The sequence below is a fragment of the Psychroserpens sp. XS_ASV72 genome, from assembly GCF_041224425.1.
In the GTDB taxonomy this organism is placed as follows: Bacteria; Bacteroidota; Bacteroidia; order Flavobacteriales; family Flavobacteriaceae; genus Psychroserpens.
Map to the genome: position 1 here is coordinate 179,994 of NZ_JBGFGL010000068.1, position 23,603 is coordinate 203,596.

At 35.0% G+C, this 23,603-nt stretch carries 29 protein-coding genes; 11 read left to right on the forward strand and 18 right to left on the reverse strand.

Going from position 1 to position 23,603, the window contains the following annotated elements; all coding sequences use genetic code 11:
• Nucleotides 1–61 precede the first annotated feature (61 nt).
• Nucleotides 62–751 (forward strand): lipopolysaccharide kinase InaA family protein, encoded by a 690-nt coding sequence (locus AB9K26_RS02805; RefSeq protein WP_369971015.1) that lies wholly within the window; start codon nt 62–64, stop codon nt 749–751.
• On the opposite strand, the gene AB9K26_RS02810 is transcribed toward AB9K26_RS02805, so the two are convergent.
• Nucleotides 728–1,501, reverse strand: coding sequence for a glycosyltransferase family 2 protein (locus AB9K26_RS02810; RefSeq protein ID WP_369971016.1), 774 nt, complete (start codon nt 1,499–1,501; stop codon nt 728–730). The genes AB9K26_RS02805 and AB9K26_RS02810 overlap by 24 nt on opposite strands.
• A 45-nt stretch (nt 1,502–1,546) precedes the next feature.
• Between AB9K26_RS02810 and AB9K26_RS02815 the strand changes: the two genes are divergently transcribed.
• Both AB9K26_RS02815 and AB9K26_RS02820 read left to right on the forward strand, forming a co-directional pair.
• Entirely contained in the window at nt 1,547–2,389 is an 843-nt protein-coding gene (locus AB9K26_RS02815; RefSeq protein WP_369971017.1) for a glycosyltransferase family 2 protein, read from the forward strand.
• On the forward strand, nt 2,373–2,987 hold the full coding sequence (locus AB9K26_RS02820) for a YrbL family protein (RefSeq protein WP_369971018.1): 615 nt from the start codon (nt 2,373–2,375) through the stop codon (nt 2,985–2,987). The genes AB9K26_RS02815 and AB9K26_RS02820 overlap by 17 nt, the downstream gene beginning before the upstream one ends.
• On the opposite strand, the gene AB9K26_RS02825 is transcribed toward AB9K26_RS02820, so the two are convergent.
• Together AB9K26_RS02825 and AB9K26_RS02830 are read right to left on the reverse strand one after the other, a co-directional pair.
• The gene (locus tag AB9K26_RS02825) at nt 2,980–4,038 is read right to left on the reverse strand and encodes a glycosyltransferase family 9 protein (RefSeq protein ID WP_369971019.1); all 1,059 of its coding nucleotides are present in this window, start codon (nt 4,036–4,038) and stop codon (nt 2,980–2,982) included. The genes AB9K26_RS02820 and AB9K26_RS02825 overlap by 8 nt on opposite strands.
• Nucleotides 4,039–4,049: 11 nt before the next feature.
• Nucleotides 4,050–4,865 carry a 2,3,4,5-tetrahydropyridine-2,6-dicarboxylate N-succinyltransferase gene (locus tag AB9K26_RS02830; protein ID WP_369971020.1) on the reverse strand — a complete coding sequence of 272 codons (816 nt, stop codon included), beginning with the start codon at nt 4,863–4,865 and terminating at the stop codon, nt 4,050–4,052.
• Between the two features lie 375 nt (nt 4,866–5,240).
• Here AB9K26_RS02830 and ruvX point away from each other — a divergent pair, with 375 nt between their 5' ends.
• From ruvX to mazG, 4 genes are all read left to right on the forward strand, one after another.
• On the forward strand, nt 5,241–5,654 hold the full coding sequence (gene ruvX, locus AB9K26_RS02835; RefSeq protein WP_369971021.1) for a Holliday junction resolvase RuvX: 414 nt from the start codon (nt 5,241–5,243) through the stop codon (nt 5,652–5,654).
• 65 nt (nt 5,655–5,719) lie between these two features.
• Entirely contained in the window at nt 5,720–6,310 is a 591-nt protein-coding gene (gene def, locus AB9K26_RS02840; RefSeq protein WP_369971022.1) for a peptide deformylase, read from the forward strand.
• A 30-nt stretch (nt 6,311–6,340) separates the two neighbouring features.
• Nucleotides 6,341–6,766 carry a DUF5606 domain-containing protein gene (locus AB9K26_RS02845; RefSeq protein ID WP_369971088.1) on the forward strand — a complete coding sequence of 142 codons (426 nt, stop codon included), beginning with the start codon at nt 6,341–6,343 and terminating at the stop codon, nt 6,764–6,766.
• Nucleotides 6,767–6,852: 86 nt separating this feature from the next.
• Nucleotides 6,853–7,626: a nucleoside triphosphate pyrophosphohydrolase gene (gene mazG / locus AB9K26_RS02850; protein ID WP_369971023.1), complete on the forward strand. Its 774-nt coding sequence runs from the start codon at nt 6,853–6,855 to the stop codon at nt 7,624–7,626.
• 197 nt (nt 7,627–7,823) lie between these two features.
• Here the strand turns inward: mazG and AB9K26_RS02855 are convergent, their stop codons facing one another.
• The 7 genes from AB9K26_RS02855 to AB9K26_RS02885 all read right to left on the reverse strand — a co-directional run bounded on the left by AB9K26_RS02855 (nt 7,824) and on the right by AB9K26_RS02885 (nt 13,016).
• Nucleotides 7,824–8,573, reverse strand: coding sequence for a YebC/PmpR family DNA-binding transcriptional regulator (locus AB9K26_RS02855; protein ID WP_369971024.1), 750 nt, complete (start codon nt 8,571–8,573; stop codon nt 7,824–7,826).
• 104 nt (nt 8,574–8,677) lie between these two features.
• Nucleotides 8,678–8,968, reverse strand: a complete 291-nt coding sequence (locus AB9K26_RS02860) for a 4a-hydroxytetrahydrobiopterin dehydratase (RefSeq protein WP_369971025.1) — start codon at nt 8,966–8,968, stop codon at nt 8,678–8,680.
• A gap of 91 nt (nt 8,969–9,059) precedes the next feature.
• Complete coding sequence (locus tag AB9K26_RS02865) at nt 9,060–9,893, reverse strand: sugar nucleotide-binding protein (protein ID WP_369971026.1); 834 nt, start codon at nt 9,891–9,893, stop codon at nt 9,060–9,062.
• Nucleotides 9,894–9,917: 24 nt separating this feature from the next.
• A complete protein-coding gene (gene gcvT, locus AB9K26_RS02870; protein ID WP_369971027.1) occupies nt 9,918–11,000 on the reverse strand; it encodes a glycine cleavage system aminomethyltransferase GcvT in 1,083 nt (360 codons plus the stop codon).
• Between the two features lie 165 nt (nt 11,001–11,165).
• Complete coding sequence (locus AB9K26_RS02875; RefSeq protein ID WP_369971028.1) at nt 11,166–11,594, reverse strand: DUF4268 domain-containing protein; 429 nt, start codon at nt 11,592–11,594, stop codon at nt 11,166–11,168.
• 2 nt (nt 11,595–11,596) lie between these two features.
• Entirely contained in the window at nt 11,597–12,271 is a 675-nt protein-coding gene (locus tag AB9K26_RS02880; protein WP_369971029.1) for a ZIP family metal transporter, read from the reverse strand.
• Between the two features lie 13 nt (nt 12,272–12,284).
• Nucleotides 12,285–13,016 carry a class I SAM-dependent methyltransferase gene (locus tag AB9K26_RS02885; protein WP_369971030.1) on the reverse strand — a complete coding sequence of 244 codons (732 nt, stop codon included), beginning with the start codon at nt 13,014–13,016 and terminating at the stop codon, nt 12,285–12,287.
• A 90-nt stretch (nt 13,017–13,106) separates the two neighbouring features.
• On the opposite strand from AB9K26_RS02885, the gene AB9K26_RS02890 reads away from it, so the two are divergent.
• A complete protein-coding gene (locus tag AB9K26_RS02890) occupies nt 13,107–14,273 on the forward strand; it encodes a class I SAM-dependent RNA methyltransferase (RefSeq protein WP_369971031.1) in 1,167 nt (388 codons plus the stop codon).
• On the opposite strand, the gene AB9K26_RS02895 is transcribed toward AB9K26_RS02890, so the two are convergent.
• The 4 genes from AB9K26_RS02895 to rlmD all read right to left on the reverse strand — a co-directional run bounded on the left by AB9K26_RS02895 (nt 14,270) and on the right by rlmD (nt 17,534).
• Nucleotides 14,270–14,794 (reverse strand): DinB family protein, encoded by a 525-nt coding sequence (locus AB9K26_RS02895; protein ID WP_369971032.1) that lies wholly within the window; start codon nt 14,792–14,794, stop codon nt 14,270–14,272. The genes AB9K26_RS02890 and AB9K26_RS02895 overlap by 4 nt on opposite strands.
• Before the next feature lie 67 nt (nt 14,795–14,861).
• Entirely contained in the window at nt 14,862–15,611 is a 750-nt protein-coding gene (locus AB9K26_RS02900; protein WP_369971033.1) for a DUF6048 family protein, read from the reverse strand.
• Nucleotides 15,574–16,122, reverse strand: a complete 549-nt coding sequence (locus AB9K26_RS02905) for a DUF6452 family protein (protein WP_369971034.1) — start codon at nt 16,120–16,122, stop codon at nt 15,574–15,576. Before AB9K26_RS02905 ends, AB9K26_RS02900 begins: the two co-directional genes overlap by 38 nt.
• Nucleotides 16,119–17,534 carry a 23S rRNA (uracil(1939)-C(5))-methyltransferase RlmD gene (rlmD, locus tag AB9K26_RS02910; protein ID WP_369971035.1) on the reverse strand — a complete coding sequence of 472 codons (1,416 nt, stop codon included), beginning with the start codon at nt 17,532–17,534 and terminating at the stop codon, nt 16,119–16,121. The genes AB9K26_RS02905 and rlmD overlap by 4 nt, the downstream gene beginning before the upstream one ends.
• Before the next feature lie 249 nt (nt 17,535–17,783).
• Here rlmD and rocD point away from each other — a divergent pair, with 249 nt between their 5' ends.
• Complete coding sequence (gene rocD / locus AB9K26_RS02915; RefSeq protein WP_369971036.1) at nt 17,784–19,064, forward strand: ornithine--oxo-acid transaminase; 1,281 nt, start codon at nt 17,784–17,786, stop codon at nt 19,062–19,064.
• Nucleotides 19,065–19,129: 65 nt separating this feature from the next.
• Here rocD and AB9K26_RS02920 read toward each other — a convergent pair whose 3' ends face one another.
• Genes AB9K26_RS02920 through AB9K26_RS02930 form a run of 3 tightly spaced genes read right to left on the reverse strand, consistent with a single transcriptional unit; the run spans nt 19,130 to nt 21,633 of the window.
• A complete protein-coding gene (locus tag AB9K26_RS02920; RefSeq protein ID WP_369971037.1) occupies nt 19,130–19,471 on the reverse strand; it encodes a CCC motif membrane protein in 342 nt (113 codons plus the stop codon).
• 11 nt (nt 19,472–19,482) lie between these two features.
• Complete coding sequence (locus AB9K26_RS02925; RefSeq protein WP_369971038.1) at nt 19,483–19,773, reverse strand: DUF2752 domain-containing protein; 291 nt, start codon at nt 19,771–19,773, stop codon at nt 19,483–19,485.
• Nucleotides 19,774–19,830: 57 nt separating this feature from the next.
• On the reverse strand, nt 19,831–21,633 hold the full coding sequence (locus AB9K26_RS02930; protein WP_369971039.1) for a T9SS type A sorting domain-containing protein: 1,803 nt from the start codon (nt 21,631–21,633) through the stop codon (nt 19,831–19,833).
• Nucleotides 21,634–21,854: 221 nt separating this feature from the next.
• Here AB9K26_RS02930 and AB9K26_RS02935 point away from each other — a divergent pair, with 221 nt between their 5' ends.
• A complete protein-coding gene (locus AB9K26_RS02935) occupies nt 21,855–22,052 on the forward strand; it encodes a hypothetical protein (RefSeq protein WP_369971040.1) in 198 nt (65 codons plus the stop codon).
• The gene (locus AB9K26_RS02940) at nt 22,049–22,600 is read left to right on the forward strand and encodes a Smr/MutS family protein (RefSeq protein WP_369971041.1); all 552 of its coding nucleotides are present in this window, start codon (nt 22,049–22,051) and stop codon (nt 22,598–22,600) included. Before AB9K26_RS02935 ends, AB9K26_RS02940 begins: the two co-directional genes overlap by 4 nt.
• Here the strand turns inward: AB9K26_RS02940 and AB9K26_RS02945 are convergent.
• Entirely contained in the window at nt 22,597–23,532 is a 936-nt protein-coding gene (locus AB9K26_RS02945) for a hypothetical protein (protein ID WP_369971042.1), read from the reverse strand. The genes AB9K26_RS02940 and AB9K26_RS02945 overlap by 4 nt on opposite strands.
• Nucleotides 23,533–23,603: the final 71 nt, after the last annotated feature.

A 23,603-nucleotide genomic window follows, 5' to 3' on the forward strand; every position in this document is an offset into this window, starting at 1 on the left:
CAACCCTTTATTTACGAAGGATTCTAAAACTTTAACTAATTTTATAACGCATTTTGATACCATGGGAAAACCCTTTGGTAATCAAGATCGAAATGCACTTAAGTTATTCGAGATACATGACAAGACCATAAATATAAAGTCATTTCGCATACCTAATTTGACCAATCAAATTGCTTATCGGTTTTTTAGGAAAAGTAAAGCCCAACGATCTTACGAGTATGCTAATTCTTTATTGAATTTAAATATTGGCACTCCACAACCCATAGCATATTATGAATTTAAAACGCCATTTTTATTTAAAAAAAGCTATTACATTAGTGAGCAATTAGATTGTGATTTGACCTATCGTGAATTGACTACAGATCTCAATTATCCTGATCACGAAAACATTTTAAGAGCATTCACACGTTTTACTTATGAGCTTCATGAAAAGAAGGTTCATTTTTTAGATCATTCACCAGGAAATACGTTGATAAAAAAAGTAGGAGAGGACTACCGTTTCTTTCTCGTGGATTTGAATCGAATGGAATTCAAGCCCTTGGATTTTAAGACTCGAATCAAGAACTTTTCAAGATTGACTACCCATAAATCCATGGTTGAAATCATGAGTGATGAATATGCTAAATGTTCAGGAGAATCTTATGAAAAAATAGTTGATATGATGTGGTCTGAAACTCAAGCTTTCCAAAATCGATACCACAGAAAGCGCAAGCTTAAGAACCAACTCTTATTTTGGCGTCGACGCCAATAATTTTTGAAGTGCTTTGTATCTATAAAACACACCATAAGCGTTAAGGGAACAAATGGTATAACCTTCCTTACCATCTAAAAAACCCAATCGAAACACATAGTTTGTGATAAATTTGTAAGCTGGTTTAATAACAAAATGGAACCAGTTAGGACGTTTGCCCTTTAGTAATAATTCATGGGCCTTTAAATAACCATAATGTTCAGTTTTCTTTTTATAGCTTTCATAATCGCTAAAGGAATAATGCATCATTGGATGTTTTAACAGCTTATATTCTCCTTTATAATCCAATAACTCATGAACCAATCGATCTTTATCATATTGAGCGACACCATTCCTAAATAATCTTAAAACTTTGTCGGTTTGTAAGCCGCTAAAGCGCATTATTTTATCATTGAACACAAATTGTCTGCGAATTTTAAATGCATCGGCAGTTGGTTTTGATTTAAGCGTATCTAGAATTTCTTTCTGTAAGTTTGGTGTTAAACGTTCGTCAGCATCTACAAATAAAATCCAATCACAGGTAGCTTGGGAAATGGCAAAATTACGTTGTTCTGGAAAGTTTTTGAATTTTCTTAGAAAGACCTTTACCTGAGGTATTTCAGATAATTTTTCAAAGGTGCCATCAGTACTATGGGAATCGACAACAATAATCTCATCTGCAAATGAAATAGTTTCAATAACAGCTTCTATATGGTCAATCTCATTGTAGGTAATCAGTAATGCTGATATGGTAGGTGCTGTTTCTTTCAAAATTAGAGTTGTGTTAGCGTTGTAAAAATAACTATTTTTGGTGCAATGAAAGCAATTGATATTTCAGTGTTAATAAGTACTTATAACAATCCTAAGTGGTTGCAAAAGGTATTGTGGAGTTTTGATGTACAAACTTTTACAAACTTTGAGATAATTATTGCCGATGATGGCTCAGATCACCATACAAAGGATTTAATAGAAGCCATGAAAACTGAAGTGTTTTATCCTATTCAACATGTGTGGCATGAGGATAACGGATTTCAAAAAACAATCATTCTCAATAAAGCAGTTCAGGCGAGCAAAGGCGATTATTTGGTATTTACAGATGGTGATTGTATTGTTCGACGAGATTTTCTGGAAGTCCATGCCAATAGAAGAGAACCTGGACATTTCCTGTCTGGAGGCTATTTTAAATTGCCCATGGATATAAGTGAACGTATTTCTGAAGAGGATATCAAATCGCAACGTTGTTTTGATATCCAATGGTTGAAATCGCATGGATTGAAATCGTCTTTCAAAAATAATAAGATCACTGCTCGTGGACTTAAAGAGCGATTGTTGAATGCCTTGACGCCAACGACAGCAACATGGAATGGCCATAATGCTTCCGGTTTTAAATCAGATATTTTAGCTGCCAACGGATTTGATGAGCGAATGCAATATGGAGGTGAAGATCGTGAATTGGGTGAGCGTTTATTTAATGCAGGACTAAAGGCTAAACAAATAAGATATAGTGCTATATGTTTGCACCTTGATCATGCCAGAGGCTACGTGAAACCTGAAATGATAGAAAAAAACAAAGCCATTAGAGCAGAGACAAAATCTAAGAAACGAATCAAAACACCTTTCGGAATAGATAAAACGGATTTGAATGATACAGCTGAGTAAAAATGACTATATGGCTGAAGGCTTGGCTCGAATCTGCTATTATCATCCGGAGCATAAAGGGTTGTGTATAAAAATCGGAAAGCCAGATATTGAAGAGGAGCACCTCTATAAAGAGATTAATTATTACAAAAAGATTAGTAAAAAAGACCCTTTAAAATTTGATTATCCATTCTACGCCTTCTATCATGGTACCAAAGCTACGAGTCTTGGTGAAGGCTTTATTTATGATTTGGTTAGGGATGAAACAACACAAGAGGTTTCAAAAACATTGCTCCACTATATTAGGATGAAGGATTGCCCTTTTGATGACGCTATTTTAAACTTTGGATTAGATCGCCTAAAATCGCAAATGATCAAACATAAGGTGTTTGCAAGCGACTTAAGACCACGGAATATATGTGTAAAAATATTAAGCAATAATACTATAGAGCTGGTTATTGTTGACGGAATAGGCCATCGGGATTTTTTTCCTTTTGCAGATTGGTTTGGATACTTTGCTAAAAAGAAAGTTGAGCGACGCTTCAATAAAATTCACTTGCAAACTGTCGACCAACACCGAAAATTACTCAAGCGTTTATATCCAAAATGGGTTAATTGATCTCTAGGAATCTCTTCAATGGTTTAAAGAAAAGAGTTGGCTCTATCATTTCATATAGCGTCTTGTAATTGTCCTTAAGCTCTTTTTTAGAAGATTTGTCAATTATTTCAGGATTGTAATCTTTTAAATGCACCGAAATATTCTGTTTACCATCCTCGAACATGCTCCAAGCCTCCTTGATAATCCAAGGAGAAAAAATTGTAAACGTTGGAACATTCAGAGCTTTGGCCATATTTACAGCGCCTCCTTCGTTTCCAATCAAGGCATTACAATGATAGGTTAAGGCTAAAAATTCACGAAGATTTTTTCCGAAAACATCAAAAAAGATATGAGGTCTCGTTTCAGGACTACAGAAATTATAAACGGTTTTGGCTTCATGGATTTGATTTGGAATATAGTTGAAAAGAATCTGTCCCGATGTTTGCTCAACAATAAAATCAATAACCTTCGCCATATGAGGCAGAGGGTAGGTTTTATTGTCACCACTTCCCAAGACACTAATCATGTAAAGTGGTCTTGAAATATCAATATTGTTGGTTATTAATAATTGTTTGGAAAGTTCTATTTCCTCCTCTGTTAAATAGATTTTTGGTCGTATAGGTTCTGGAACTTTTGGAACCAAAGGCGCTAACATCTGCAAGCGATTCTCAATTGCCAATCCAGCATTGGTATGTGGTTTGGAGGCTTCCTTAAAGGTATGCGTATAGTAATATTTAGTATACCATTTGTATTTTGAAATCTTGATAGCAGCTTTGGAAAACTTTGTCATTAAATTACTTGAAAACTTCGAATAGACATCAATTACGGCATCGTAATGTTCTTTTCTTATGGATTTCAAAAACGTTAAGAATTTCGCTCTATTATTTTCAATTTCAGGTGTGACAAAGATAAACTTATCAATAAACGGATTGTTCTCAACAACAGCATATGTATGAGAATTGATTACATAATGCAATTCCGATTTAGGATGTTCTCGTTTAAGCGCTTCAAATATGATGCTACTTGTAAGCACATCGCCAATCATTTTTTGTTGAATGATCAATACCTTCAAATCCTACAAATTTAAACTGCTACGTTATATTCACGTAAAGCATCGTTAAGGGAGGTCTTTTTATTGGTGCTTTCCTTACGTTTACCAATAATCAGTGCACAGGCAACATTGTAGTCACCAGACGGAAATTTTTTTGTGTAACTACCAGGTATAACTACCGATCGCTCAGGAACAACACCTGTCATCTCAACGGGCTCGTCACCTGTCACATCAATAATTTTTGTACTCATTGTCAATACCACATTAGCACCAAGAACAGCTTCCCTTTCAACCCGAACACCTTCAACTACGATAGAACGAGATCCAATAAACGCACCATCTTCAATAATGACTGGAGCCGCTTGTAAAGGTTCTAAAACACCACCAATTCCAACACCACCAGACAAATGCACATTTTTTCCAATCTGTGCACAGCTACCAACCGTTGCCCATGTATCAACCATAGTTCCTTCATCAACATAGGCTCCAATATTGACATAACTTGGCATTAATATAGTTCCAGAAGAAATGTAAGCTCCATGTCGAGCTACAGCGTTTGGTACCACGCGAATACCTTTGTCTGCATAGTCACGCTTTAAAGGGATTTTATCATGATATTCAAAGATTCCAGCTTCCAAGGTTTCCATCTTTTGAATCGGAAAATAGAGAACTACAGCTTTTTTGACCCATTCATTAACTTTCCATCCATCATTGGTAGGTTCTGCTACTCTTAATGTACCTTCATCTAAAAGATCAATAACACTTCTAATACTTTCAATAGTTACTTCGTTTTGTAAAAGGGAGCGATCGTTCCACGCATTCTCGATATTTTGCTGTAATTGTTTCATTTTATGGTAAGTTTCTACAAAGATAAACCTATAAAATTCTCCTCATAATATCTACATCATAAAATAATTTTAAAAAAGTTGTGACCAATATAAATATGCTGTGTCAAATAAATACGATTATTATGTTTCTAATGTTATCCCTAAACACGCATTAGAAAATTTTAGTAGTTAATAGCTAATTTTTAAACACCTTTCTTACTCACAGAAAGGTGTTTTTTTTTGTGACCAATTCAAAATAGTGGTGTCTAATATATAACTCATGAGCAGTTTAAATAGAGGGTAAACTAGTTTATGGATTATTAATGGTTTTTATTTTGAACTCTTCTTTAGGCAACTAAAGAAGAGTTTTTTACTTAATAGTCTTAACTTTGCATCATGGCGAGATTATTAGCTATAGATTACGGAACAAAACGAACTGGCATAGCTGTAACAGATGAGTTGCAGATTATTGCTTCTGGACTTACGACGGTTGATACAAAGGAAGTTTTTGATTTCCTTAAGGATTATACGTCAAAAGAAGATGTGGAATTGTTTATTGTCGGTGAACCTAAGCAAATGAACAATGAGGTTTCTGGAAGCGAAACGTCAATCTTAAAGTTTTTAAAAAAATTAGAGGCCATTTTTCCTGAAATTCCTATTAAACGAGTTGATGAGCGCTTTACGTCTAAAATGGCATTTCAAACCATGATAGATAGTGGACTTAAAAAGAAGCAACGGCGAAATAAAGCTTTAATTGACGAAATTAGCGCTACAATTATCTTGCAAAGTTATCTTTACAACACACCTTAATAAATGCTAAAAACTTCATTTATCGTAAAAATGATTGTATTTTTGCATCCGAAAAAATTAACAATATGATTCTACCAATTGTAGCTTATGGTGACCCTGTTTTAAGAAAGGAAGCTGAGCCTATTACTAAGGATTATCCGAATCTTGAAGCGCTTATTGAGAACATGAAGGAGACCATGTATGGTGCTTTTGGTGTGGGTTTGGCAGCGCCACAGATTGGTTTACCTATACGTTTATTTTTGGTGGATACCTCACCTTTTGCTGAGGATGATAGTTTTACTGCTGAAGAACAAAAGGAATTAGAGAATTTTAAGCGTGTATTTATCAACGCTCAAATTATTGAGGAAGAAGGTGATGAATGGGCTTTTAATGAAGGATGTTTGAGTATTCCAGATGTTAGGGAAGATGTGTTCAGGCAACCAAAAATTAAAATAGAATATCTCGATGAAAATTTTAAGTCTCATACTGAAACTTTCGATGGACTTATAGCTAGAGTGATTCAACACGAGTATGATCATATTGAGGGCATTTTATTTACTGATAAACTGTCAACTTTCAAAAAACGTTTGATCAAAGGAAAACTTTCCAATATTTCAAAAGGAAAAATAAAAGTGGATTATCGCATGCGATTTCCAGCTCAAAAAAGAAAACGATAATATATAGATTTACATATGGCTAATACAACAATAGGTTTAGACAAAATTCTTTCCATTTCAGGAAAACCTGGTTTATATAAAGTGATTACCCAAACCAGAACTGGTTTTATTGCAGAGTCATTAATTGACAAAAGAAAAGCTAATGTTAACATCCATAGTAATGTTAGTATTTTAAGTGAAATAGCAGTATATACCTTAACGGAAGAATTGCCATTGAGAGATGTGCTAAATAAGATTAAAGAGAAAGAAAACAGTCAGCCAACATCTATAAGCCATAAAGATTCCAAAGATACCTTAGAAGAATATTTCTTTGAGGTCTTACCAGATTATGATGAAGATCGTGTATATGCCAGTGATATCAAGAAAATCGTTCAGTGGTATAACTTACTTCAAAAACACGATTTACTTGGTGCTCTTCAAGAAGATGAAAGTGCGTCTTCTGAGGAAGAGGAATAAACCGTTGAAACATTGTTCATATAAAGTCTATTTTAAAACAGATTAAATTTTTTAATCGTTGTACTTTTAGACTTTAAAATTTGAACATGACTGATAAATCTGACCAGCTTAATGCTTTTGAGCGTTTGCTAATTATCATGGACGAACTTCGAGAACAGTGTCCGTGGGACAAAAAGCAAACCATTCAAACCCTTCGACATCTTACGATTGAAGAAGTCTATGAACTTGGTGATGCCATTCTCGATAATGATTTGGAAGAAGTCAAGAAGGAACTCGGTGATGTATTACTTCATATTGTATTCTATTCCAAAATTGCAAGTGAAACCAATAATTTCGATATCGCTGATGTTTGCCATACCATTTGTGATAAATTGATAGAAAGGCATCCTCACATTTATGCTGATGTAAAGGTTGAAAATGAAGAGGACGTCAAGAAAAATTGGGAACAATTAAAACTGAAAGAAGGCAAGAAAAGTGTATTGGAAGGCGTTCCCAAAAGTTTACCAGCTATGGTAAAAGCTAATAGGATACAGGATAAAGTTGCAGGTGTAGGATTTGATTGGGAAGAACCACATCAGGTTTTTGAAAAAGTGAAAGAAGAGTTGAACGAACTCCAGGAAGAGGTCAATGCTAACAATAAATCTAAAATCGAAAGTGAGTTTGGAGATGTTCTGTTTTCAATGATTAACTATGCTCGCTTTTTAAAGATTGATCCAGAAAGTGCATTGGAACGTACCAATAAAAAATTCATCAAACGCTTTCAATATTTAGAGGAAAAGTCGAAGGCCATTCAAAAACCGCTATCAGATATGTCCTTATCAGAAATGGATGTTTATTGGGAAGAAGCAAAAAAAATATAATTTTTTCCAACTCTCGTAATCCAAATCAAAAAAGTGACCGTATATAATATAGATAGAAACTTATGGATAAGTTTCATTATCATAAGTAGGTAGTCTTAATTATATAGTTAAGCGGATATGATTAAGATATAAATTTAGTTTAGTTAGGGGTAAAATCCTGTCTGTAGTTTCAGACAGGATTTTATTTATTTAAGAAGTTATTCGTCTGTAGTTTCCTCCATGGTGTGATAGACGTTCTGTACATCATCATCTTCTTCAAGTTTTTCCAGTAATTTTTCAACATCTTCAGCTTGTTCTGGAGTTAACTTTTTGGTCACTTGCGGAATGCGTTCAAATCCAGATGATATGATTTCAATGTTATGTTCTTCAAGGTAAGATTGAATGTTTCCAAAACTTTCAAAAGGCGCATAGATCATAACACTAGACACTTCGTTTCCATCCTCATCCTCATCGGTATCTTCAAAAATTTCTTCCACACCATAGTCGATAAGTTCCAATTCTAATTCTTCCAAATCTAAATCCTCTCCCTTGATCTTAAAGTTGCAAGTATGATCAAACATAAAAACTACAGATCCTGAGGTCCCTAAACTGCCATCACATTTATTGAAATAAGAACGTACATTGGCTACGGTACGAGTGTTATTATCTGTAGCAGTTTCAATAAGAATGGCAATGCCATGTTGCGCATAACCTTCAAATAACACCTCTTTATAATCACCTTGACTTTTATCGGAAGCACGTTTTATGGCACGCTCGATATTGTCTTTAGGCATGTTAACAGATTTCGCGTTTTGAATAACTGCACGCAATCTTGAATTTGAATCGGGATCTGGTCCACCTTCCTTTACAGCCATCACAATATCTTTACCTATACGCGTAAAGGCTTTGCTCATAGCTGACCAACGTTTCATTTTTCTTGCTTTTCTAAATTCAAAAGCTCTTCCCATTTTGATGTAGTTTTAGGTATTTTAATGACGCCAAAAATATTGAAATTTAATTGAAATCCCAATATAGAATAAACAAGGCGGCATGAATTAAGTTTGAAAGAATTTTAGTCTTGGACTTCCACTATGGCTTCGATAGCTTCAGCCAATTTAAAATCTTTTTCTGTCACGCCATTGGCATCATGAGTTGATAAGGAAATTTTTAAAACATTATAAACATTTGTCCAGTTTGGGTGATGGTTCAAAGCTTCGCACTCAAATGCAATTCGACTCATGGCACTAAAACAATCCTTGAAGTTGTCAAATTCAAATTCGGCATGAATGGCATTGTCATAATATTCCCAGTCTGGGAAATGCAATATTTTTTTCTCGATAAGGTCGTCAGAAAGTAATCCCATAATGTATTTGTTTGTATTAAATGTATTAAAAATTAAGCAAAAGAAAGTGTAGGAAACAATAAAAAATATATTGAATTTAATGCTTAAGAACTTATTTTTTTAAATCTTCCAAAACCTCTTCACTAGTGACTTGAAGGTGTTTTGGTAACTTGTTGAATTTTGGCAAAACAGCTAAATACCGATCTTCATTGGTAGTGTAAACCCGCTTGTAAACAACACCGTTTTTTTCGCTTATCTTACTGATAATGTTCTTCATATACTCATCATGATGCACTAAATCGATACTTCCCAAATGAAAAATCCCACATTTATTTCTGTTGATCATGTAGTGGATTTGTTGGGTCACTTTGGTATCTGTGGTTACATTCATAATGATGTTAGGAAAAACCTCAATGGCTGTTTTTTCATTGAGGTGCTGTTTGATTTCTTTTAGCCTTGGCGATTGGGAACCTAAAACCATAGGTAAGCGAACAATGGCTACTTTCTTTTTAGGAAGACGTAACAGCATGTTTTCAATTTTGATCTTAAAATGCCCATAGATGCTACTGCTCAATGTTTTGTCCATTTCATAGCTTGGATATTTACTATACGCATCAAAAACATTAGCAGATGAGAGAAATATAATTTTACAGTCATTGCTGATGAGGTATTCTGAAATGTGCTGATGAGCAATGGTCTGCGCATTGAAATCTCCACGAAGCGCAGAAATTATTATGGTAGGCTTAGTGGCTTGCAAAATTTCGTAAACATCATCTTCTTCCACATTATAAGGAAAGAAATGCTGGTTGTCAACAAACATCTTTTTGGGAATACGGTACGTCCCAAAGGTTTTAAAATAGGGACACAGCTCTTTGTAAAGGGCATTGCCAATAAAACCACTGGCACCTAAGATTAAAATTCGATGTTTGTTTTCTATCCTCTTCATAAATCGTTCAACATTTGCAGCGAGCTACCCTTTGTAGAATGGTAGTTTGACTACAGTGGCAGGAATGGCTTTTTTTCTAACCTGAATAAATATTTTACTCCCAAAATCAGAAAATATTGGCGATACATAGCCAAGTCCGATACCCTTTTTAAGAGAAGGCGACATGGTTCCAGAAGTGACTTTACCGATTTGTTTTCCGTGGGAATCTACAATATCATAACCGCGTCTTGGTATGCCTTTTTCATCCAATTCAAAAGCTACTAACTTACGCTTAAGAATATGTTTTTTCTGTTCTGAAAGATTAGTGGAATTGGTAAAATCTTTAGTGAATTTTACAATCCAACCCAATCCAGCTTCAAAAGGAGAAGTCGTATCATCTATATCATTTCCATATAAGCTGTAACCCATTTCCAAGCGAAGCGTATCCCTTGCAGCTAAACCTATTGGTTTAATTCCGTAAGGCTTGCCAGCTTCCATGACTTTGTCCCAAATTTGTTTGACCTCAGAATTTTTGCAATAGATTTCAAATCCGCCACTTCCTGTATATCCCGTAGCCGAAATAATAACGTGTTCAATTCCAGCAAAATCGCCTACTATGAAATTATAAAAACCTATTTGGTACAAATCATGCGATGATAAAATTTGCATGGCTTCAACAGCTTTGGGACCTTGAATGGCCAACAGCGAGTAATCTTCACTCAAATCACGTAATTCGGCACCTACATCATTTTTGGAGACAATCCAATTCCAATCTTTTTCAATATTACTAGCATTAACAACCAATAAATACGTTTCTTCCTTGACACGGTATACGATCAGATCATCAACAATTCCTCCAGTTTCATTAGGAATACAGCTGTATTGTGCTTTTCCTACAGTTAGTTTTGAAGCGTCATTACTGGTAATTTTTTGAACCAATTCCAGCGCATGAGGTCCTTCGATTAAAAACTCGCCCATATGTGAAACATCAAACACACCAACGGCATTTCTAACAGTTTCATGTTCTATGTTAACACCTTCATATTGAACAGGCATATTGTATCCTGCAAATGGTACCATTTTAGCGCCTAAGGCGATGTGAGTATCAGTTAAAGCTGTATTTTTCATTCGTTTCGAGTTAATCTTTAGTACTGTAGATTCTATTTTAGAATATGTGCACAAATGTATCGAAAAATATCTGTTTAGCCGTATAGTTTTGCTATAGCTTACTTGAAAGTTTTAAGGTATTTATACAATTTTAAGTCAAGGTATATTTACCAACGAAAAATAGGATTATGCTTTGATAATATCTTCAAAATCGTTGTAAAAATTTTCAAAGATGTCCATTTTCGTATTGAAGAAAACCATGACATCCTGCCAAGTGTTTTTATTGTGAATGGAAACCTTTTGCTCTAATGGAATATATATTCTCGAAACCTCTTTTCCGTTAGGTAAAATGTACTCTTCTTCAAAAATAGCCTCAGGTAAATAATCTGTTTGAAGTATCTTTTTTAGGCTGAGCAATTTTTCCCAAGTATTGATTCGGGTTTCCAAATCATCTTCAAGGTCTAAGGCTATTAAAGCCGATTTGGTATCGAAATGGAATTTAAAAGAAACGCCTTTGATTTTTGTGTTGTATAGGATCCATTTCCGTGGAAATGATTTTCCGAAGCTAATCCAGAACTGTTCACGTAATAATCGAGATTCTTCTTTACTGAACATAATTAAAACATAAAAGCAATTCCGACACCAAGAATAATTGCTATGAGTTTTGATAAATTGAACTTATGACCTTCGCCAGTTTCAAAAAGGATCGTTGTAGAAATATGGAAGAAAATTCCAATAACAATAGCATTGATATACGGAACATATTGCAACAGAATGTCGATTTCATTGGAAATGAAAGTTCCCAATGGAGTCATAATGCCAAATACGATTAGAAATAAAGCGACTTGAACTTTTGAATAGTTTGACTGGAATAAAAACAATCCTAATAAGGTGGCTATCGGAATTTTATGGATTAAGACACCATAGACCATGTCGTTGTGTTGATGTATTGGAAACCCTTCCAAAAAGCTATGCAGACATAAACTGATGAACAGTAACCAAGGAAAGGTAGTCGCTTCCTTGTGAAGATGGATATGACCATGTTCAGCACCTTTGGAAAAAAACTCCAAAACAATTTGCAATAAAATTCCAGACATGATAAGTAATCCAGTAACTTTGGTGTTAACTTCATGATATACCTCTGGAAGCAAATCGAAAAGCGTTAAGGCCATTAAAAAAGCACCACTAAACGCTAGTAATAGTTTGGTGTTTAAACTTTTGCTGTTCTTTGAAAAACGCGCAATAATCAAACCTAAAACAACAGCGTATATGGGAAATAGGAATTTGTTCATGTTTGCTTTTTTCTTATTTGAAAATCATAACCAACCGTTCAGAAGTCTTTCTGTAGAATTTATTCAATTTATAATCGCCAAAAACATCCAGTAAATGCACACCTGCAGCTTCAAAAAGATTTTCAAAATCATTTAAAGTCAAGGCTTTTACACGTTCCTTAAATTCGAAAGATTCGTTTTCATAAGTAAAATTAATTGTTTTGATAATATATCCATCAACCAATTCGCGTTTTTGATGAAATGTGATATCTTCAATGGTTTTAGTGTCTTCAGACACCAGATTTTCAATAACAAACTCAGTATTCATGAAATCGATTACCGCAAATCCAGACTCATTAAGGTTTGATTTAATTGCTTTAATGGTTTGCAGGTTGTCTTCGTCATTTTCGAAGTAACCAAAACTAGTGAACAAGTTAAAAACGGCATCAAAAGTCGTTCCCATAGGTTTGCACATGTCATGTACTTTAAAATGTAAGTTGTCGTTTTCAAACTGCTTAGCATAGGCGATGCTGTTTTCTGAAAGATCAGCACCTGTAACATCATAGCCTAATGAATTCAAATACACAGAATGCCTGCCTTTTCCACAAGCCAAATCTAAAACCTTTCCGCCTTCAGGAAGATTGAGATAAGAAGTAAGGTTGTCCATGAACAATTGCGCTTCAGAATGATCCCTATCCTTGTAGAGAATGTGATAAAAAGGTGTGTCAAACCAGGAAGCGTACCATTGTTTAGTGTCTTTACTCATATACATTTTTCTACGAAAGTAGAAACCATATTTAAATGTTCAACTAAGCCACAAAAATACTTTATTTTTGTTACCAATTAGTCTTAAGATATGGATAATAATTATAGAATGGTAGCCAAAACCTTATATGGTTTTGAAGATTTGTTAGAAAGGGAACTTATTCAGCTTGGTGCTATGCACGTAAAAAAGGGGATAAGAAATGTGAGTTTTGTGGGTGACAAAGGTTTTATGTACAAAGCAAATTTAGGGCTTCGTACTGCTATCAAAATTTTAAAGCCAATTCATAGTTTTAGGGTTAGAAATGAAAAAGATCTTTACAAACATATTTATGATATGGATTGGGATCAGTACTTAAAACCTTCTGGAAGTTTGGCGGTTGATGCGACCGTTAATTCAAAAGTATTTGCGCATTCATTATATATTGCCCAAAAGACCAAAGATGCCATAGTTGATAAATTTAGGGATGATCATGGGCAACGACCTAATGTAGATTTAAAGTTTCCAGATATTAAAATCCATGTACATATCGATAGAAACCAATGCGATGTGTCTTTGGATTCTTCAGGTGAATCATTACACAAAAGAGGCTATAAGACGGCTACTAACATAGCACCAATTAATGAAGTTCTTGCTGCAGGTTTAGTGATGCTTTCAGGTTGGGATGGTCAAACTGATTTTATGGATCCCATGTGTGGTAGCGGAACCATTTTAGTGGAAGCAGCCATGATTGCCTGTAACATTCCTCCAAACTTGATGCGAAAGGAATTTGCTTTTGAACGCTGGCAAGATTGGGATGTTGATTTATTTGAAACGATTGAAGAATCGCTCTTGAAAAAAACACGGGATTTCCACCATAAAATGATTGGTTATGACAAGTCGCCAAGTGCCATATCGAAAGCCAAAGCCAATATTAAGAATGCCCATTTAGAGGAATTCATCCACGTTCAACATGAAGACTTTTTCAAAACGCAGAAAGCAGGAGAGAATAAGCTGCACATGCTTTTCAATCCACCTTATGGTGAACGATTGGATATTGAAATGGAAACATTTTATAAAACGTTGGGAGATACACTTAAACATGGTTACCCTGGAACCGATGCTTGGTTTATTACGTCTAATTTGGAAGCGTTAAAGCATGTTGGTTTACGAACTTCAAAAAAAATAAAGCTATTCAATGCTAAGCTTGAATCCCGTTTGGTGAAATACGTCATGTATGAAGGTAGCAAAAAAGCGAGTAAACAAAACTTAGAAGATTAATAATTATCCTCTAATGTTTTTGTGTGATGCTCTATATGATGGGCTGTCCACATAAGAATTTCACGAATTGGCATTTTACCCATCAAAGGATGTGGGAGTATCAAGGAATCCAGGTTTTTATCAGAGATTTTTTTCGTCTTATACTGTAATTTTTTTGCTTCAACCTGTAATCGATCCATGAGGTATTGCTTTTCGGATAGAGGAGGAACCTTCATGTTTTGTGACGGACCAAAAGTTGTGCCAGCAGCTTTTTTTAAACGTTCTTGATAGCGCTGAACAACCTTATCATAATTGCGTACATCTCGATTGGCTTTACCAAACTTAAATCGCAACACAATTTTAGGCATGCTTAGCGCATTATTAAGAGGAACGATGCTTTGCAGAAGATGTAAAGCATGTTGTCCAGTCGTCCATTTACCTTCAGGACCTTCTGTCCATTTGTCATTGTCTTGATTGGAAAACCAAAGAAGTAAGGCGTTGTTTTTTTCCTCTATCAAGTCAGCTATGGCTTCTTTATCCATCTTATGCTTGTGTTATTAATGTAGAGGAAAAGGTATAAAATAAAAGTGAAATAATTCAGAAAAAAAATTACTCTTCATTTTCAACGACCACCTTTTTATCTTTTCGAATAATTGGTATCAAGTAGGATAAGTTGTATCCAAATCCGGCACCAAAACGACCACTATCATAAGTCCTATTGTAGCCAGGTATAAAAAGATTTTCAAAACCATCTGGTTGATCTTCACTTATGATGGCTTTAAGTTGAACGTTGAGTCCGAGAAAGAGGTTGTTAAACAATTCCGCTTTGATTCCTACAATAAGTTCTGCCCAAGTAGCAGTTAGGCCTTTAACTTCTTGCGATTCATCTGTAGAGAACTGTGTTTGCCAATATTGATTAGTATTATATATGGTATAGTTATTAAGGGTTTGACTAAACGTGCTAATACCACCTCGCAAACCAAAATAAATCATGTTTTGCATGTCCAACCAATTTTGATAGGCGTTGTAATCTATTCCAACCTTGAAATAACTACCTGTTGCAGTTACGCTCAGAAAGTCGGTTTCAATAGTTTTTTCTTCTGTACCTAATTCGCCCGCAAGATAAAGTCTTTTAGAAAACCGATAATCACCATTAATCTCAAACCCAGTATAATCATCGTCAATAAAGGTTCTCGCTATTTTACTGAGGTCAGCACCAAGTCTTAATCCGTATTTTTGCTTAAATACTAGTGTGTCTGAAGGTTTTTCAGACTCGTCTGAATTCTGTGCGAAAGACATCACAGAAAAGAGAAGCAGATAACTACTGAATAAAAAGTTTAAAATGTGTTTCTGTTTCATCTTCTACTGATTGATTATCGTTTATTGGTTGTGCCAGTACAATCCAAAGATCACTGTCGCCATTGATAATGATATTAACGTTTCTGAAAACGGTTTTGTAACCACAGGCTCTAGATACATAAACATTTTCTAGGGCATAGTTGATAGTAATGACATCTTCATTCCCGCTTACAACTCCGTCTTCATCAACTTCATAATCTCTTATAAAACTGTAACTTGTTGAGTTTTCATTTGTTTTTAAAGGGAGTTCTATACTACCAGCAGCAGCACTACCAGAGTAAGCATCAAGTGGAGCTTCGTTTCCGACACCTTGGGCTCTAAAACTCGGCACGTTCACATTGCTCTCTTGATTAGAGATGTCAAAGAATTCGATGATAAGCCTTGGCGTTGTTGGGACGTCTTCAGGACAGATATCGTCACGTTCACATGTGCTAACGCTTAAGACTAAAAAAATTAGAATAAGAGATTTAAAAAAGGTCTTAATAGTCAATTCGTCTGAATTTTTGTTCACTTAATTTTTTCTAAAAGTACAACATTTTCCACATGATGCGTTTGAGGAAACATATCTACTGCTTGTGACTTTGTTATTTGATATACATCCTTCATTAACGCTATGTCTCTTGCTTGTGTGGCACTATTACAACTCACATAAACGATCCGTTCAGGTGAAATAGCTAAAAGTTGCGCTACAACATCTTTATGCATTCCATCTCTTGGTGGATCTGTAATGACCACATCTGGTTTTCCATGTTCAGAAATGAAGCGGTCATTAAAAACAGTTTTCATATCACCAACATGAAAGTCAACGTTTTCAATTCCATTTAATTGTGCATTTTCCTTAGCAGCTGTAATGGCATCAGGAACGGCTTCAACACCTACAACATGTTTTGACTGTTTTGAAACGAATTGAGCAATAGTTCCAGTGCCAGTGTATAGGTCATACACCAATTCATCTTTGTTTAAATTGGCAAAGTCTCGGGTAATCTTATACAGTTCGTAAGCTTGATCAGAGTTGGTTTGATAAAATGACTTGGCATTGATTTTAAATTTCAGCCCTTCCATTTCCTCAAAAATATGATCTGTACCTGTATAGCAAATTACTTCTTGGTCATAAATGGTGTCATTTCCCTTCTCATTTATTACGTACTGAAGCGATGTAATCTCAGGAAAGGTTTTTGCAATGTGATCTAGAAGAAGCTCTCTTTTTTCTTTTTCTTCTCTATAAAATTGAATCACAACCATGATTTGTCCGGTAGAAGCAGTTCTGATCATCATGGTTCGCAAGAATCCCGTTTGCTGTCTTGTATTAAAGAATTCAAGTTCGTTTTCTACAGCAAATTTTTTAACCTCGTTGCGAATAGCGTTGGAAGGGTCTTCTTGAAGCCAACATTTGTTGATATCTAAAATCTTATCCCACATTCCTGGAATATGAAAACCAAGTGCATTCCTGTCTTTTAAAGTAGTATCTGAAGCAATTTCTTCTTGGGTCAACCATCTTGAATCACTAAATGAAAACTCCATTTTGTTTCTATAGAAGTATTGCTTGTTAGATCCTAAGATTGGTGTGACTTCCGGAAGTTCTAAATGTCCAATACGCTTTAAATTGTTAACGACCTCCTTTTCTTTAAACTCCAATTGATGCTTATAATCTAAATGTTGCCATTTACAACCACCACAAACACCAAAGTGTTCACATTTTGGCTCTGTTCGTTTTTCCGAAAGCGTATGGAACTTAATGGCCTTACCTTCAAAGTAGGCTTTACGTTTTTTGAAGGTTTGTACATCTACTAAATCTCCAGGAACAGCATTGGAAATAAATATCACGCGACCATCAGGAGCTTTAGCCACAGCTTTTCCCTTAGCACCAGCATCAATTACTTCAATGCTTTCAAAAATTTGCTTTTTGTTTTTTCGTCTCGGCATGCGACAAAAATAATAATCACTTCAAGAAATTAAGTCTTTTGACAATAATATCTTTCAATAATTTATTAGGAAGGCTTTTTTTGGCTATAAATGTTTAAAACACAAACAATAGTTTTAAGAAGAAATAGATATTTATTATTTTGCAAGCTCTAGGGATGATTTCTCTCCCACGCTGCTTTTTCGTGACTCTTCGAAAGAATAAAGGTACAGTAGGAATGGTTATTTTATTAATTAAAAAACAAATTTAAAATGGCTGTTTTAGACCACATTTCATCGCAGGAAGCGATGGCTTTAGAAAACAAGTATGGCGCGCAAAATTACCATCCGTTACCCGTTGTGTTGAGTAAAGGTGAAGGTGTTTTTGTTTGGGATGTTGAAGGTAAAAAGTATTATGATTTTTTATCGGCATATTCTTCTTTAAATCAAGGACACTGTCACCCAAAGATTGTCAATGCAATGGTTGAGCAAGCGCAACGATTAACATTGACCTCACGTGCATTTTACAATGATATGTTGGGGAAATATGAAAAGTATGCTACGGAATACTTTAAGTTTGATAAGATGTTACCTATGAACTCAGGTGCTGAAGCTGTTGAAACAGCTTTAAAGCTTTGTCGTAAGTGGGCTTACGAGGTCAAAGGGATCGATTTGAACAAGGCTGAAATCATCGTTTGTAAGAACAATTTCCATGGAAGAACCACAACGATCATTTCGTTTTCCAACGACCCTATCGCTAGAAAAAACTTTGGACCTTACACTGATGGTTTTGTAAAAGTTGAATATGATAATTTAAAAGCTTTAGAAGAAGTATTGGATTCAAATCCGAATATTGCCGGATTTCTAGTGGAGCCTATTCAAGGAGAAGCAGGTGTTTATGTGCCAAGCGACAATTATTTGAAAGAAGCGAAAGCATTGTGCGAAAAGTACAATGTATTGTTTATAGCTGATGAAGTGCAAACAGGAATTGCAAGAACAGGACGTTTATTGGCAAGTTGTGGAAACTGTAGTTGTCCCAATAAGGATTGTTCAGGAACACCAGAAGTAAAACCAGACGTTTTAATTTTAGGAAAAGCCCTTAGTGGTGGTTTGTATCCTGTGTCTGCTGTTCTTGCCAATAACGAAATTATGAATGTTATTCAGCCAGGAAATCATGGCAGTACGTTTGGAGGAAATCCGATTGCTGCTGCTGTTGCCATTGCCGCTCTTGAAGTCGTGAAAGAAGAAAACCTAGCTGATAATGCTTATGAATTGGGTGAATTATTCCGAAGTGAAATGAATCGTTATATCGAACATAGTTCTATTGTGAAATTGGTACGTGGTAAAGGTTTATTGAATGCCATTGTAATCAATGATGATGAAGATAGTGACACTGCTTGGAACATTTGTTTGGCATTAAGGGATAATGGACTCTTAGCAAAGCCAACCCATGGTAACATCATTCGATTTGCACCACCATTAGTGATGAATAAAGAACAATTATTGGATTGCGTGAGTATTATCACAAAAACCTTGAAACAATTCGAAGATTAAAATAACGTATTAAAATAAAAAAGCGACCAATCAAAGAAAGGTCGCTTTTTTTATATAGAGAGGTGTTACCCTGCATTTTGCATTTGATCCATGGTTTGCTGTACTTGCTCCATGTAAGCATCCCATCCTCCTAGAGAATAGATGTTGTACATTGACCATAAGAATGAAAGAGCAGCAAGCGCTAATCCAATATAGGCTATAATTTTAGCGGTATTCAACTGACTGTAATTTGAGTAAGCGGTTGGGTCTTCAGCATATAGTTTCGTGTCTTTTTTTACGAGATAAAGAGCGATCCCTGAAAAAATAAATCCGCCAATACCCATACTGCAACAACAGGCAATAAATGAAATGATTCCTAAGACTAAAGCAGTAGTTGCATTTGGTAATTTTTGTTGTACTTGATCCATAGATTTTAAAGTTAGTGGTTAATAAAAGTTTTAAGTATGAAATTTCCTAGAATAATAGCAACATTGATTATTGCTAACGGTATAATAATTTTTTGGGCAAACTTATAATTCTTGAAAAAATTCAATCCAATAAATCCAAACATAAGCATAAGCGTATAAATGGCAGGATACATATGAAATGCAGCAATAAATTCACCTTGAAAAATTAAAGATACCGAACGTTGCAAACCACAACCCATACACTCAAAACCGAGTAGTTTCTTGTTCAGGCATGGTAACATATATTCTTCAGGAAATGACATGGTTTAACATGATTTTACCCGTTAAAGGTATCAAAAAGAAACAAAAGCAAAGTGAATTTACTTATTTTTTACCACTAATTTTTTCGAAATAGAATTACCGTTTTCAGTTGAAATAACCGTTACGTAAATACCATCACTTAAGGATTTTGTTGAGAAGTGATAGATTTCTTGATTATCAAGTCCTATTTTATGGAACACTTGTTTTCCGGAAGTATCATACAATGTCACACTTCTTACGTCAAGAAGGTTCGGGTTTTTAACGGTTAGTTGCTCTTTTGAATTATCTTGGAAAACTAAGAAGTCATTTATTGAAATCTCTTCTGTAGTCAAAGTATCCTCATTAGTAAAGGTGATTTCGTATCGTTCAGAAAAAGCACCGCTTTCAAGATTGAAATTAGAATCTTGATATCTTAAGTCTGTATAAGTATTATTGACTTTATCGTGCAAATAAATTGGTTGGTCATCTGCAAAATTTTGAATATCGTGTATTCTTACTCTTAAACTCATTTGTTCATCTAAGTTTATAACCAAAGGAATCCTCAGATCCGTGTTGAAATCAAATGCCTGAATCACATAAGGAACATTGTCTAAAACCCAATATGCATCAGAAGCTGGACCTTCTGGACTACGACCTTCCAATCCGTAATCAAATCCATCAGTTGCAGTACTGTGGAAATTCATCAAGAGCTCTCTTGTGTAAAGATCGTTAAAGTCGACATAAATTCTAAAACGCTTGTAGTCGTCAGGAATAGAATTGCTGTATTCATCATCAGAAGTATTTGAGTCGGCTTCAGAGGTTCTAAAAAATTCGCTATCCGTATCAGCTTCTTTGTAAAATTCACGCATGGCATTAGTCGTTCTTACAGTTCCATTGGTAGTTCCAGAAACCATAAATCCTTGTCCGATAGGAATATAACGTCTAACTTGTTTGGTTGTCGGACTTATAGTGCCAGGTAAAGCAGTTGGTGTGCCATCTTGAAGATATGTCAAGAAGGTGGCTTTTGTAAACGATTCTACTGTTCCAGCAGCATTGATAGTGTAAGTAGCATAACCACCAACATAATCGGCTATATAATGTGAACTAGCTCCAGGTTGTTGCTCCCAGAAATAAAGTGTCCCATTAATGTTACTTGAGTTTTGTGTATCATGAATAAAGTCCGCTGCATCTAGAGCAGAAGGGTACGGATTTCCAACCAAAGTCCATTGATCAACGCCACCAACTGGAGCAGCAACTGTATTGGTAATCGTTCCGTTATTAGGTTTGCCTCTAAAATCATATTGTTGACTTCCAAAAACTCCAGTACCAACACCTTTCATGGTAAAACCTAATCCAGGGTTTATATTTCCTGATTCTCCATTGTAAACCCATTCACTATACTCATCACTAGCAATAAAGGTAAATAACCATCTATTGGAAATGGTCAATGGTCCTGTAGAACTATTATAACCAGCTGTAAAAGCTACATCTGTACTTGATATTAAGCCAGTAGTTTCATCAATTAGATTAACTGTAAAATCATCATTTCCGTTAGATGCAGAACCAGCACCAATTGGAGAGCACCAATAATTATAGGCATATTGATTAACAGTTCCTTCTTGAAACACACTTAATTCACCGAAGCCACTATTTCCAGTTGTGCCTGTTCCTTGAAGTAATTGGGCATCATTTCTTAGGTAGATATTTCCAGAGTTCTGGATATTGACATCGTCGGTGACAAATAAAGGTGCCACATTTGGATCACTGGTAAAACCTGTTCCATCGACAAAAACAAAGCTACCATTACTAACAAATAAGTCAGATTGAGCATTTGTAAAGTTGAAGAAGGCAATTAATGAAAATAAAGGTAAGAGATGTTTCATAACAACGGATTTCTGCTAAGGTATTGATTATTATAGTCTTTAATTGAAATTCATAAATTTTTTATCAACTAAATTATAACCATAAATAATTTATTGGTTTATGTACAATAGCCTTTAGATGTTGTGGGAAAACAGTTGTAAATTAAAAAATAAGCACTTGAATATATGATTTAAAAGTGTAATTTCGATAAGTCGTATTATTTTACCGTTAAACTTATACTATGTCAAAGAAAATCAATTATTTATTAATTCTAATTGGTGCCATTGTAGCGATTTACGCTCAGGCTGGTGAAGATCAAAACCAAATTATTCTTATTGCTGGAATAGTGGTCTTAATGATGGGAATTTATAGAATTTCCAAAAACATACCAAGCAAGCACAATCAGGAGGATGATCACGATAATTTGCCAGATTCATGAAATTTAAAAAAGGAGATAAGGTTTCGGTTTTAGATGAGGATATTTCCGGAACTGTAGTTGATGTGGAAGCTGATACAATAGCTGTGGAGTCTTCGGATGGTTTTGTTTTACAGTTCCGTTCTAACGAATTAGTCAAAGAAAGTAGGTTGTCTTCTGAACAGCTTAACATAAGAAAGATCAAAGACGTTATACAAGAAAAGGAACAGTCAAGAAAAAAACCTGTCAATAATAGAAAAACCAAAGATCGTTCGAAACCTGCAATGGAAGTTGACTTACATATCCATAAGCTCACAGACCATGAGCATCGTATGACGAGTCATGATAAATTGACCTTACAAGTTGATACGGCAAAACGTCAATTAGAGTTCGCAATGCGTAAACATATTCAGAAAATCGTCTTTATACACGGCGTTGGTGAAGGTGTGCTAAAAATGGAACTGGAAACCCTTTTTAGACGCTATGATAATGTAAAATTTTATGATGCCGATCTTCAAAAGTACGGATTTGGAGCAACGGAAGTATATATTTATCAAAATGTGAGGCCTTAATTAAAGACCGCATTTCCTGGTCGCGTAGTTGATAGTAAACTTTGATTGTTGCTGCTAGGCGCTAAAGTTCCGAAGTCTAAATTCTGTTGCGTAATTGATGGTAATAAAATATTGGTTAAAAGTGCTTTAACCACATAATCTTGTTGAATCACATGGTTTCTAAATGCTGTAGCTGGAACCGTAATTGTAACATTTGGATTCAAATAATCGGCAACTAATGAATTGATTTCAGTAAAATCATTGGTTGGATTGTTGTCTGCATTGATATTTTCTTCATCTCTTGTGAGAACACCATCACCATCATCATCTGTATCTAAATAATCAGGAATGGTATCACCATCAGAATCCATTGGGTTTGTAAGCGGATTATCATCACCATCCAAGTTATCTGTATCTAATTCATTAATGGTTAAGACGTTGTCGCCATCATCATCGACATCTAAATAGTTAGGAATTCCATCATTATCTGTGTCATCATCCTCCAAATCACCGTTTTGATTGATGTCTTCATCTTCTCTTTGGATACCATCTTCGTCATCTTCAACAAGTTCGGTAAATATGGTAACTTGACCAGAAATACTGGTTTCGTCTTTGTCTATCTGAAGGTTAGCAGGTGGAATGTCATTGCAGAAAAAATTTGCCATTGGTGTTCTGCCGTAAGACCTGTAGTTGAATTTATTGGTTCCTCCTAACGAAAATGATTCCTCGTAGGTATTGGTGTCGTCTACATCAAGAATATCTTCAAGGGTTAATGATGGAATTTGTATCGATAAGGTTTCATTGGTGCTTTCATTGATTTTATAAAAAACCAAACTATTATTACCACATTGGGAAAAGGTATCTCCAAAATCGAGAGTGACTTCAAAAATATCACCATCATCACAAGTTGTAAACAATAAGCCTAAGCAGAAGAGAGATATTAATTTTCGCATCATTGAAATCTATAAAAAACAAAAATAGAGATTTGAAATTTTTAAACTATAGGATTAACAAAATATTTTGA

Bases quoted from the DNA above. Each gene is read 5' to 3' on its own strand.
- AB9K26_RS02820 (WP_369971018.1), top strand. From the start codon at position 2,373: ATGATACAGCTGAGTAAAAATGACTATATGGCTGAAGGCTTGGCTCGA.
- ruvX (WP_369971021.1), top strand. From the start codon at position 5,241: ATGGCGAGATTATTAGCTATAGATTACGGAACAAAACGAACTGGCATA.
- AB9K26_RS02875 (WP_369971028.1), bottom strand. From the start codon at position 11,594: ATGTTCAGTAAAGAAGAATCTCGATTATTACGTGAACAGTTCTGGATT.
- AB9K26_RS02865 (WP_369971026.1), bottom strand. From the start codon at position 9,893: ATGAAGAGGATAGAAAACAAACATCGAATTTTAATCTTAGGTGCCAGT.
- gcvT (WP_369971027.1), bottom strand. From the start codon at position 11,000: ATGAAAAATACAGCTTTAACTGATACTCACATCGCCTTAGGCGCTAAA.
- AB9K26_RS02925 (WP_369971038.1), bottom strand. From the start codon at position 19,773: ATGTCATTTCCTGAAGAATATATGTTACCATGCCTGAACAAGAAACTA.
- AB9K26_RS02885 (WP_369971030.1), bottom strand. From the start codon at position 13,016: ATGAGTAAAGACACTAAACAATGGTACGCTTCCTGGTTTGACACACCT.
- rocD (WP_369971036.1), top strand. From the start codon at position 17,784: ATGGCTGTTTTAGACCACATTTCATCGCAGGAAGCGATGGCTTTAGAA.
- AB9K26_RS02860 (WP_369971025.1), bottom strand. From the start codon at position 8,968: ATGGGATTACTTTCTGACGACCTTATCGAGAAAAAAATATTGCATTTC.
- mazG (WP_369971023.1), top strand. From the start codon at position 6,853: ATGACTGATAAATCTGACCAGCTTAATGCTTTTGAGCGTTTGCTAATT.
- AB9K26_RS02805 (WP_369971015.1), top strand. From the start codon at position 62: ATGGGAAAACCCTTTGGTAATCAAGATCGAAATGCACTTAAGTTATTC.
- AB9K26_RS02940 (WP_369971041.1), top strand. From the start codon at position 22,049: ATGAAATTTAAAAAAGGAGATAAGGTTTCGGTTTTAGATGAGGATATT.
- AB9K26_RS02920 (WP_369971037.1), bottom strand. From the start codon at position 19,471: ATGGATCAAGTACAACAAAAATTACCAAATGCAACTACTGCTTTAGTC.
- rlmD (WP_369971035.1), bottom strand. From the start codon at position 17,534: ATGCCGAGACGAAAAAACAAAAAGCAAATTTTTGAAAGCATTGAAGTA.
- AB9K26_RS02855 (WP_369971024.1), bottom strand. From the start codon at position 8,573: ATGGGAAGAGCTTTTGAATTTAGAAAAGCAAGAAAAATGAAACGTTGG.
- AB9K26_RS02830 (WP_369971020.1), bottom strand. From the start codon at position 4,865: ATGAAACAATTACAGCAAAATATCGAGAATGCGTGGAACGATCGCTCC.
- AB9K26_RS02930 (WP_369971039.1), bottom strand. From the start codon at position 21,633: ATGAAACATCTCTTACCTTTATTTTCATTAATTGCCTTCTTCAACTTT.
- AB9K26_RS02945 (WP_369971042.1), bottom strand. From the start codon at position 23,532: ATGCGAAAATTAATATCTCTCTTCTGCTTAGGCTTATTGTTTACAACT.
- AB9K26_RS02895 (WP_369971032.1), bottom strand. From the start codon at position 14,794: ATGGATAAAGAAGCCATAGCTGACTTGATAGAGGAAAAAAACAACGCC.
- AB9K26_RS02935 (WP_369971040.1), top strand. From the start codon at position 21,855: ATGTCAAAGAAAATCAATTATTTATTAATTCTAATTGGTGCCATTGTA.
- AB9K26_RS02880 (WP_369971029.1), bottom strand. From the start codon at position 12,271: ATGAACAAATTCCTATTTCCCATATACGCTGTTGTTTTAGGTTTGATT.
- def (WP_369971022.1), top strand. From the start codon at position 5,720: ATGATTCTACCAATTGTAGCTTATGGTGACCCTGTTTTAAGAAAGGAA.
- AB9K26_RS02890 (WP_369971031.1), top strand. From the start codon at position 13,107: ATGGATAATAATTATAGAATGGTAGCCAAAACCTTATATGGTTTTGAA.
- AB9K26_RS02900 (WP_369971033.1), bottom strand. From the start codon at position 15,611: ATGAAACAGAAACACATTTTAAACTTTTTATTCAGTAGTTATCTGCTT.
- AB9K26_RS02815 (WP_369971017.1), top strand. From the start codon at position 1,547: ATGAAAGCAATTGATATTTCAGTGTTAATAAGTACTTATAACAATCCT.